The sequence below is a fragment of the Arthrobacter sp. C152 genome (assembly GCF_054890965.1).
The window spans coordinates 1-1433 of sequence record NZ_JBTZSU010000088.1 but is presented as its reverse complement, the minus strand read 5'-3'; the positions used below and the strand labels follow the sequence as shown (position 1 = coordinate 1433).

Annotated in this window: 1 protein-coding gene; it reads left to right on the top strand. The window is 65.5% G+C overall.

Going from position 1 to position 1433, the window contains the following annotated elements:
- The first annotated feature begins 76 nt into the window (after window positions 1–76).
- Window positions 77–1330, top strand: coding sequence for an IS701 family transposase (locus ACYSM9_RS21820; protein WP_461859036.1), 1254 nt, complete (start codon window positions 77–79; stop codon window positions 1328–1330).
- The last annotated feature ends 103 nt before the right edge of the window (window positions 1331–1433 follow it).

Genomic DNA, 1433 nt, shown 5'->3' with positions numbered 1-1433 from the left:
CTAGTAGTACTTTGTTAGGTTTTTCGGCTAAAAGCTTTTAATCGCCGGTCTGAGCTGTTAATTTCGTTGCGTGGGTATGGAAGAGGCAGGGCTGCGGGTCGAGCTGGAGGACTACGTCGGGGAGGTGTTCGCCTCGTTGGGCCGGAAGGACCAGCGGGTGAAGGGCCGGTTGTATTTGCAGGGGTTGATGCTGGAGGGGCGGCGCAAGTCGATGCAGCCGATGGCCGGGCGCTTGGATGTGGACCACCAGCAGTTGCAGCAGTTCGTCACGTCCTCGCCGTGGAAGGTGGAGCCGGTCCGCCGCCGCCTGGCCGCCCTGGCCGAGGAAGCGATCGCGCCGGAGGCATGGGTAATCGACGATACGGGCTTCAAGAAGGACGGGACCGCTTCGGCGTGCGTGGCGCGTCAGTATTCGGGCACGCTGGGCAAGATCGGCAACTGCCAGGTTGCGGCCACGGTGCACATGGTCACCGATGCGGCCTCGGCCCCGGTGAACTGGCGCCTGTTCGTGCCCGAGGCGTGGGACGACACCTGCGCTGAGACCAACGAACAGGCCGAAGCCATCGCCGCCCGCCGGGCGAAGGCGAGGATCCCGGATTACGTGCGGAACCGGCCCAAGTGGGAACTCGCACTTGAGATGATCGATGAACTCGCCCGTTGGGGGCGCACGTGCCCGGTCGCGGTGGCCGACGCCGGGTACGGGGACAACGCGCTGTTCCGACTCGAGCTGACCCGACGGTCCATTCCGTGGGTGATGGCGGTCAAGGCCTCCACCAGCGCCTACCCCGCCGACGCTGTTCCCGAACTCGCCGAACGCTCCGGCAGCAGGGGCCGGCCCAGCGTGCCCCGCTACCGGCAGGCCCCGGCCAGCCTGGCCGAACTCGCGGTGGCCGCGGGCAGGAGAGAACTACGACGGCTCACGTGGCGGCACGGCACCAAAAGCACCGGCACCAACAAGACCGCCGCTATGAAATCCCGCTTCCTGGCCCTGCGCGTCAGGCCAGCCAGCCGACACATCACTCCCGGCGAAGACGGATCACTCCCCGAGGCCTGGCTGATCGCCGAATGGCCACCCGGGGCCAAGGAACCCACCGACTACTGGCTCTCGGACCTGCCCGCCGCCACACCGACCAGGACCTTGGTCAGGCTCGCGAAAATCCGCTGGCGCATCGAACACGACTACCGCGAACTAAAAACCGGTCTCGGCCTCTCCCACTTCGAAGGACGGTCCTTCCCGGGCTTTCACCACCACGCCACCCTCGTCTCCGCGGCACACCTGTTCATCACCAAAAAACGACTCGCCACCCCAAAAGCAGCAGGGGCAGCCTGAGCCTGTACGGAGTCCTCAAGGAAATCCAACGGATACTCATCCGACAGCTCGCCCGCTGCCCCTACTGCCAGCACGCGCCACCAACCTAACAAAGTACTACTAG